This window comes from Bacteroides sp. RTP31139st1_H2_RTP31139_211217 (genome assembly GCF_040227615.1).
Classification (GTDB): Bacteria; Bacteroidota; Bacteroidia; order Bacteroidales; family Bacteroidaceae; genus Bacteroides; species Bacteroides uniformis.
The window spans coordinates 1-8,041 of sequence record NZ_JBCNZM010000169.1 but is presented as its reverse complement, the minus strand read 5'-3'; the positions used below and the strand labels follow the sequence as shown (position 1 = coordinate 8,041).

Sequence of the window (8,041 nt, the reverse complement as noted above, 5' to 3'; positions counted from 1 at the left end):
GCGAGAGAAGCATTGGCCGTTTCTGTCTTTTTGGTCAGTGTGAAATTCTTGCAGAATAAAAAATACGTTGCTTATTATTTATTGGCAATTATAGCATTCCTTTTCCACTATGGTGCTGCGATATCGTTTGTTTTTCCTTTAATATACGGTATAAGGATTACGCTAAGACGCATTTTCTGGCTGTTTGTAGTTGTTGCAGGAATCATTATAAATATAGACTTTATCATTGCTGCGGCTTTTTCTTTAGGAGTCCCTCCAATTATATTTATAAAGTTGGTTAATTATACGGAAGTATCAGAAAATCTGAATTTTATGGGCATTCTGATTGCTTTTTTGGGTTACATTCTTTTTCCTTGTGTATTGATGCAGATAGAAAACCGGATATTACGTATGAGATCTCGGTTTTATGATTTCTATCCCATATTTCTTTTGCTTGGCATATTGGTGATTTGCTTTCCTTTCATCAGCCGTTTTTTTAATTATTTATGCCTCATTGGTATTATTTTCTTAAGCGATTTCGTAGTTGAGCTATGGAAAAGCAATCGCTTTGTATTTGGCACTAGATATATATTGCTGACATGTATACTTTCGATGGTTCTTTTGTGGAATGGCAGATACTACTTTAGTGATATGTCAGATTTGACTGGCAAGAATATGAGGAAGTATGTACACTGGTATCCATATAGTTCAATATTGGATAAAACGAAAAATCCGGATAGGGAATCTCTTCAGGATTATTATTCAATGATAAATTTATGATTAAATATAGTAATTATGAAACATAGAGTTTGCTTAGTTACAAATTATTTGTCAGCAGGAGGATTGGAAAGAGTTTTGACAAGACTTGCTACATATTTTGTTGAAAAAAAAGAAGTGCAAGTAACTATTGTTACATTATTTAATACTCAGTGCTTTTATTCATTATCAGATAAAGTCGAAGTAATTTATCCTAATTTTGATATATTAGCAATAAACAAGCATGTTCGGATTATAAAACAATTTTTTTATCTACGTCATAAAATTAAAGAGTTGCGTCCGGATTGTGTCTTAAGTATGGGGGTGGAAACAAATATTGCTACTTTACTTTCTACAATAGGGTTGGGAATAAAAATATATGTTGCAGATAGAAATAACCCATTTATAAAATTATCTTTTTTAAGGCAACTTTTGAAAAAAGTTCTTTATCAAAAGGCAGAAGGAATAATTTGCCAAACAAATTTGGCTAGAAAAAAAGTTCATGGGTTAACTAAACACCCTAACATAGTGGTCATTCCTAATCCAATAACAATCTTTGAAAACGATTATGTATCCATTGAAAAGAAAAATTATATAGTAAATGTTGGGCGTTTTATAAAGTCAAAAAATCAACGTGAATTAATAGATATTTTTACTTTAGTAAACGATGGTAGTTGGAAACTAATATTTGTAGGTGATGGACCATGTAGGAAAGAGTGTATGGATTATGTGTCACAGAAAGGTATCTCGAGTTATGTGGAGTTTGTAGGAGTAGTCAAAGATGTAGATCGGTATTTGGCTCAAAGTAAGATTTTTGCTTTCGTTTCGACCTCCGAAGGATTTCCCAATGCTTTAGGTGAGGCTGTTTTGTTTCCTACAGCGAGTATTTCCTATAATTGCCCAGCGGGACCAGAAGATATCATTCGTGATGACGAAAATGGTTTTTTAGTTCCTTTAGGAAAAGTAGAAGAATATGCCACTAAATTGAAAATGTTGATGGAAAGTGAAGAATTGAGAACGAGATTTGAGATGAATGCAGTGTCAGATAGAAGTAAATATTCTATGGAAAATATAGGTGAATCTTTTTTTAATTTCATGTTTTAACTATCTCTCCAAATGAATAATGAGTATTTAATTAGCATAATTGTTCCAGTATATAACGTAGAACCCTTTATTAGTGAGTGTATAAATAGTATATTGATTCAATCTTATAAAAATTTTGAATTAATACTTGTCAATGACGGTTCTACAGATAATTCTCCTACTATATGTGAACAATATGCATCAAAGGATAAGCGTATTAAAGTTATTCATAAGGCCAATGGCGGATTATCTGATGCACGAAATTGGGGCTTAAAATTCTCATCGGGTGAATATGTAGTATTTCTTGATAGTGATGATTATTGGAACGATTGTGATGCGTTATTTTCTCTTTATTCTCTACTGAATAAATATTCAGAAGTTGATGTTGTTTTCTTTAGAAGATTTACATTTGAAGAAAACATATCCCAGCATATAAGATACTTTCCCCAGTTTAATCTTAATAAGATAAATGGCTGTGAAAAGTCAGATGTTCTTTCATATCTTATACCCAATGGGCTTTTTATTCCTAGTGCATGTAATAAACTCGTTCGAAGAAAGATTTTGATAGATAATAATATTTGGTTTGAAAAAGGCATTTATTCAGAGGATATTGATTGGAATTTTTCTTTAACTCTTCATGCCGATAACTTTTATGCTATTAATCTTCCTTTTTATGCGTATCGAAGAAGAAGTGGATCAATAACCAACTCTATTAGAGAGAAAAATGTGTTGGACTTACTTAATATTATAAAAAAATGGATTCCTATGATATCTGAGGAATGTCAGGATTTCCAGATAAAAAAAATGTTGTTGGGGTATTGTGCCTATCAGTTTATTGTCGTTTTAGGAATTATATTTTTAGCTGAAACAGATTGTCGTGACTTTTTGCTTCAGGAAGTAAGAAAGATGTCATATGTGTTAAAATATGCAACAGATAGGAAAACTAAAAAAGTAAGACTTATGTACATTTTTCTAGGGTATAATTTATCTGCTAAATTTTTAGGTACTTATCTTAAATTTAAAAAAAGATATTTGTTTTAATATAGGTGTAAGTAATTACTTTTTATGAATGTAAAAATATTGTTTTTCGGTATATACCAATGAAAGTATGAAGTTTTACTCATTAATATTACTTTTCTTTATTTTACCTATATATAGTCAAGCTAATATCGTTTTCGTGACAAATAGTATACAGCCTATTCAGAAGCAGTTTAATTTATCATATGCGAAATATGTAATTAAATCCAATATAAATCTTATGTCTCAAAACGTTGTCATTCCTGAAGGTGCAGTCTTGTGTTTTGTAGATAGTGGACGAATCGAAAATGGTACGCTTATTGGCAATGGAACAAAAGTAATGGCTCAACAAAATGTTGTTTTTTCGGATAATATTTTGTTAAAAGGAAGTTGGAAAGCTGATACAGCCTATTCTATATGGTTTGACTTCAAAAGTGATTGTGTTGTCGATTCTTCAGGACGATTTATCAGTGGAAGTGATAATAGCCAGCAGATGAATAACATATTGTTGTTTGATAATTTACTCTTTAACTGTGGTGTTTACTACTTTAAACATGCTAATTTTCAGTTACATTCTGATATGATTATTGATGGAGGAAATAGTGTTTTTAAATGGAATACATCGTTGAAGGCAGATTGCTTTATGGCTATTGGAGATAGTAGGGGGAAATGGGCTGGAACATCAAATATTCAGTTGAAGAATTTTACAATAATTGGTAATAAACTAGAGTCAGATATAAAAACGGAGCAATGTCATGGAATATGCATCCGATATGGAAGTAATATCATATTGTCTAATCTGCAATCCGGTTTTAATCGTGGCGACGGATTATATATAGGCAATGTTTACCTTGAGTCTAATATAGATCACTCACCTTCTTATATAAGTGTTATAAATTGTATTTTTAGTGACAATCATCGTCAGGGAAGTTCCATTACTAGAGCTAATCACGTTGATTTTTTAGGATGTAAATTTATAAATACAAATGGTACGCCACCTCAAGCCGGTTTAGATATTGAACCTAATGATATAAATATTTCAGCGTATGAAAACTGTTATTACGCGTGTGAAAATATAAGGATAAACAATTGCTTTTTCAGCAATAATGCAGGAAATGGTTTATTGGTTGCTGGAAGAAGTAAAAATAGAGAAGGGAAATATATTGTTAATAATATATTTGTTAATAATAGTGTGTTCGACAGAGGGAATATTCGAGCTTTTGGACTGAAAAATATGCAGGTGAAAGATTGTGATATATTGACTGACAGCTATGGATGGCTTACATATAGATACTCTACAGAAGATGTCTTAATCGATAAATGTAAGATTATATGTTGTAATAAGAACAATGATTTTGTGGGGATAAAAGTGGAATCTACTTCTGAGAATAAACATAATAATATCATAATTTCTAATTGCTCAATAACAAATTTCGGCAAATTTGGAATATTCTTCAATGATAAAATTGATGGTATTTCAGGGCGTATAGTGAATAATATCTTTCATAAGTGTGGTAAAAATATGAAAAAGAACGATTTGAGTAAAAAGATTGAATATAAGGAGAATATATATAATGATTAGATGATAATTATAACTTAAAGTTTATATAATGAAAGTATTAGTTACCGGAGGAGCCGGCTTTATCGGCTCTAACCTTTGCGAGTATTTACTTGCCCATAATTATGAAGTTGTATGTTTGGACAACTTCGCAACAGGGAAGATTGAGAATCTTCTTCCGTTATTGAATCAATATCCTGATACATTTAAACTGATCGTAGGTGACATCCGTAATTTCTCTGATTGCCAGAAGGCAGTGGTAGGAGTCAATTATATTCTGCATGAGGCAGCATTGGGTTCTGTACCCCGTTCCATCAAAGACCCTGCCACTACTAATGCAGTTAATATTAGTGGCTTCCTGAATATGTTGATTGCTGCCCGTGATGCAGGAGTGAAACGCTTTATGTATGCGGCAAGTTCATCCACTTATGGAGATAGCCAGTCTCTTCCCAAAGTGGAAGATGTGATTGGTAGACCGTTATCTCCTTATGCTGTAACCAAATATGTGAACGAGCTTTATGCGGATGTATTTGCACGTACTTATGGAATGGAATGTATCGGCTTACGCTATTTTAACGTATTCGGACGTCGTCAGGACCCATTTGGTGCTTATGCTGCTGTTATCCCCTTATTTGTGAAGAAATTGATGGCACACGAGAGTCCCATGATTAACGGTGATGGTGAATACAGCCGTGATTTTACTTACATTGACAATGTAATCCAGATGAATATGCTTGCCATGACAACCACCAATCCGGATGCAGTCAATCAGGTTTATAATACCGCTTTTGGAGAAAGGACTACATTGAATCAGCTGGTGAATTATTTGAAGGAATATTTGAGTGAGTTTGATCCGAAAATAGCTGATGTGGAGATTCTTCATGGCCCGAATCGGCAGGGTGATATACCTCATTCTTTGGCTTGCATTGATAAGGCTAGAAAACTTCTTGGTTATATTCCGGAATACAGCATGCGCGACGGTCTGAAAGAAGCTGTCAAATGGTATTGGCATAATATCTGATTCATTCATTCTTTTTCCCTTTCTATTAGCTAATAAACTAAACTTCCTAATAAATACTGAAAATCTTATGGATATAGTAAAAATCGCCGTAATCGGTCTCGGTTACGTAGGGCTTCCTTTGGCTCGTTTGTTCTCTACCAAATACAAAACTGTTGGTTTTGACATGAATAAATCTCGTGTGGATGCATTGATGGCAGGACACGATGCTACCCTTGAAGTTTCGGACGAATTGCTACAGTCTGCCATTGCCAATGGCTTCAAGTGCACGGCTGACATTGAAGACATTCGTGATTGCAACTTTTATATTGTGGCAGTTCCTACCCCTGTGGATCATAACCATAATCCGGACTTGACTCCTCTGTATAGTGCAAGTACCACTGTAGGGAAAGTGATTTCCAAAGGTGATATTGTAGTGTATGAATCTACAGTATATCCGGGTGTGACTGAGGATGAATGTATTCCGGTAGTGGAAAAAATATCCGGTTTGGAATTCAATACGGATTTCTTTGCAGGTTATTCCCCCGAACGCATCAATCCGGGTGACAAGCTACACACAGTCGAGAAGATAAAGAAAGTGACTTCAGGTTCAACTCCTGAAATTGGTAAGAAAGTGAACGAAGTGTATGCTTCTGTTATATCTGCCGGGACACATTTGGCTCCCACGATGAAGGTGGCGGAGGCAGCCAAAGTCATTGAGAATTCGCAACGTGATATCAATATAGCCTTTGTCAATGAGCTTTCCAAGATATTCACGCGTATGGGGATTGATACTCAGGATGTGTTGGAGGCTGCAAGTACCAAATGGAATTTTCTTCCCTTCAAGCCGGGGCTGGTTGGAGGACACTGCATTGGCGTAGACCCTTATTATCTGGCCCAGTGTGCACAGAGTTATGGCTATAATCCTGAAATCATATTGGCCGGTCGTCGTATGAATGATGGTATGGGAGAGTATGTGGCTGGTCAAGTGATAAAACTGATGCTGAAAAAAGGAATTCAGGTTTTGAACTCTAATATACTGATACTCGGTTTTACTTTCAAGGAGAATTGTCCGGATGTACGTAATACGAAAGTGATAGATATTTATGAGGCTTTGATGGGATACAATCTGAATATAACCGTTTATGATCCGTGGGCAAATCCGGATATCGTAAAGCATGAATATGGAATTGAAGTGATCAATGAACTTCCTGAAGAAAAGTTTGATTCGGTTGTGTTGGCGGTTGCCCATCAACTGTTTACGGGAATAGATATCGAAAGTTTGTCGAAGACACGGTCTGTTGTGTTTGATGTTAAAGGTTTCTTGCCCAAAGAATCCGTTGACGGCAGATTATGATAAAATGAAAAAGCTTTTCTTTGTTACCAATGTTGATTGGTTCTTTATTTCCCATCGTTTGCCTATTGCCCTGAATGCTATTCAGCAGGGATATGAAGTTTATTTATTGTCACGGGATACCGGAAGAAAACAGTTTTTACAAGGGAAAGGGATTCGCTTTATCGATATTCCTTTTGACCGTTCCGGAAGTAATCCTTTGCATGAATTGAAATGTATTTTTCAGTTATATACAAACTACAAAAAGTATAGACCTAATATAATTCATCATGTTACTTTAAAGGCTGCATTGTTAGGTTCTGTTGCAGCTAAGCTGTCAGGGCAACATCATGTTGTGAATGCAATAAGTGGATTGGGGTATAACTTTACGAACGGCAGGAATGGGATTTTGCAGAAGTTGATAAGGACTTTGATCCGCATTGCATTCAAAAGTAAGTCTTTTTCCTTTATTCTTCAGAATCCGGATGATGTGGGGATGATCAAAGGCTTCAATCTGGTTCCCTCGTCCCATATTTTTCTGATAAAGGGCTCGGGAGTAGATTTGAATGAATTTGTTTTTTCCCAAGCTCCTGGCAAGACTCAATTAAAGGTACTCTTTCCTGCAAGGATATTGTTGGATAAGGGGGTGATGGAGTTCATTGATGCAGCCAAATTACTTCAAAAGCGATTTATTGGAAAAGTAAAATTCATATTGGCAGGTGATTGCGACAAAGAAAATCTGGCTGTTTTGGGGGAAGAAAAGCTAAGGTCTCTTCTTGTCGATGATTATATTGAATGGATAGGATATCAGGCTCAAATGTTTCCTATATATACGGATAGCGATATCGTTGTACTGCCTTCCTATCGGGAAGGTTTGCCCAAATCCTTGATTGAAGCATGTGCGGTAGGGCGTCCTATTGTAACAACCGATGTACCGGGTTGCCGTGAATGCGTGAAATCCGGATATAATGGTTATTTGGTTCCTGCCAAGGACAGTAGGGCGTTGGCTGATGCCATCGGCCTATTGATAGAAGATGATGCGAAGAGGAAGGAGTTTGGAAGGAACTCTCGTCTGTTGGCGGAAGAAGAATTTTCTATAGATAAGGTTGTCAGGCAAACTTTTGATATTTATCAATCAATTATTAGGATATCTTGATATTCCCGGGTATCTTTGTAGAAAGATTGGATTCATGAAGAAGAACAAGCCATATAAGGAACAAGAACCGATGGTGCCGAATGTTGGTGAACCGGTAGTTGTATATACGGGTAATGAGAATAATCCGAATATCGTTACGGAAGGAGCGGTCTCTTATACACA

At 35.3% G+C, this 8,041-nt stretch carries 7 protein-coding genes; all 7 read left to right on the top strand.

The features are described 5' to 3' along the window. Positions 1 to 759: EpsG family protein (locus ABUA47_RS20240; RefSeq protein ID WP_349831945.1), on the top strand; the 759-nt coding region annotated here is incomplete at its 5' end. A 15-nt stretch (positions 760 to 774) separates the two neighbouring features. Then, positions 775 to 1,839: a glycosyltransferase gene (locus ABUA47_RS20235; RefSeq protein ID WP_349831943.1), complete on the top strand. Its 1,065-nt coding sequence runs from the start codon at positions 775 to 777 to the stop codon at positions 1,837 to 1,839. A 12-nt stretch (positions 1,840 to 1,851) separates the two neighbouring features. Next, positions 1,852 to 2,859 carry a glycosyltransferase family 2 protein gene (locus ABUA47_RS20230; protein WP_005836968.1) on the top strand — a complete coding sequence of 336 codons (1,008 nt, stop codon included), beginning with the start codon at positions 1,852 to 1,854 and terminating at the stop codon, positions 2,857 to 2,859. Positions 2,860 to 2,926: 67 nt separating this feature from the next. Continuing rightward, entirely contained in the window at positions 2,927 to 4,417 is a 1,491-nt protein-coding gene (locus ABUA47_RS20225; protein ID WP_259338823.1) for a right-handed parallel beta-helix repeat-containing protein, read from the top strand. 28 nt (positions 4,418 to 4,445) lie between these two features. Then, positions 4,446 to 5,414, top strand: coding sequence for an SDR family oxidoreductase (locus ABUA47_RS20220; protein WP_005836972.1), 969 nt, complete (start codon positions 4,446 to 4,448; stop codon positions 5,412 to 5,414). A gap of 67 nt (positions 5,415 to 5,481) precedes the next feature. Beyond that, on the top strand, positions 5,482 to 6,747 hold the full coding sequence (locus ABUA47_RS20215) for a nucleotide sugar dehydrogenase (RefSeq protein WP_005836973.1): 1,266 nt from the start codon (positions 5,482 to 5,484) through the stop codon (positions 6,745 to 6,747). Positions 6,748 to 6,751: 4 nt separating this feature from the next. Continuing rightward, positions 6,752 to 7,879, top strand: coding sequence for a glycosyltransferase family 4 protein (locus tag ABUA47_RS20210; protein ID WP_034523419.1), 1,128 nt, complete (start codon positions 6,752 to 6,754; stop codon positions 7,877 to 7,879). Positions 7,880 to 8,041: the final 162 nt, after the last annotated feature.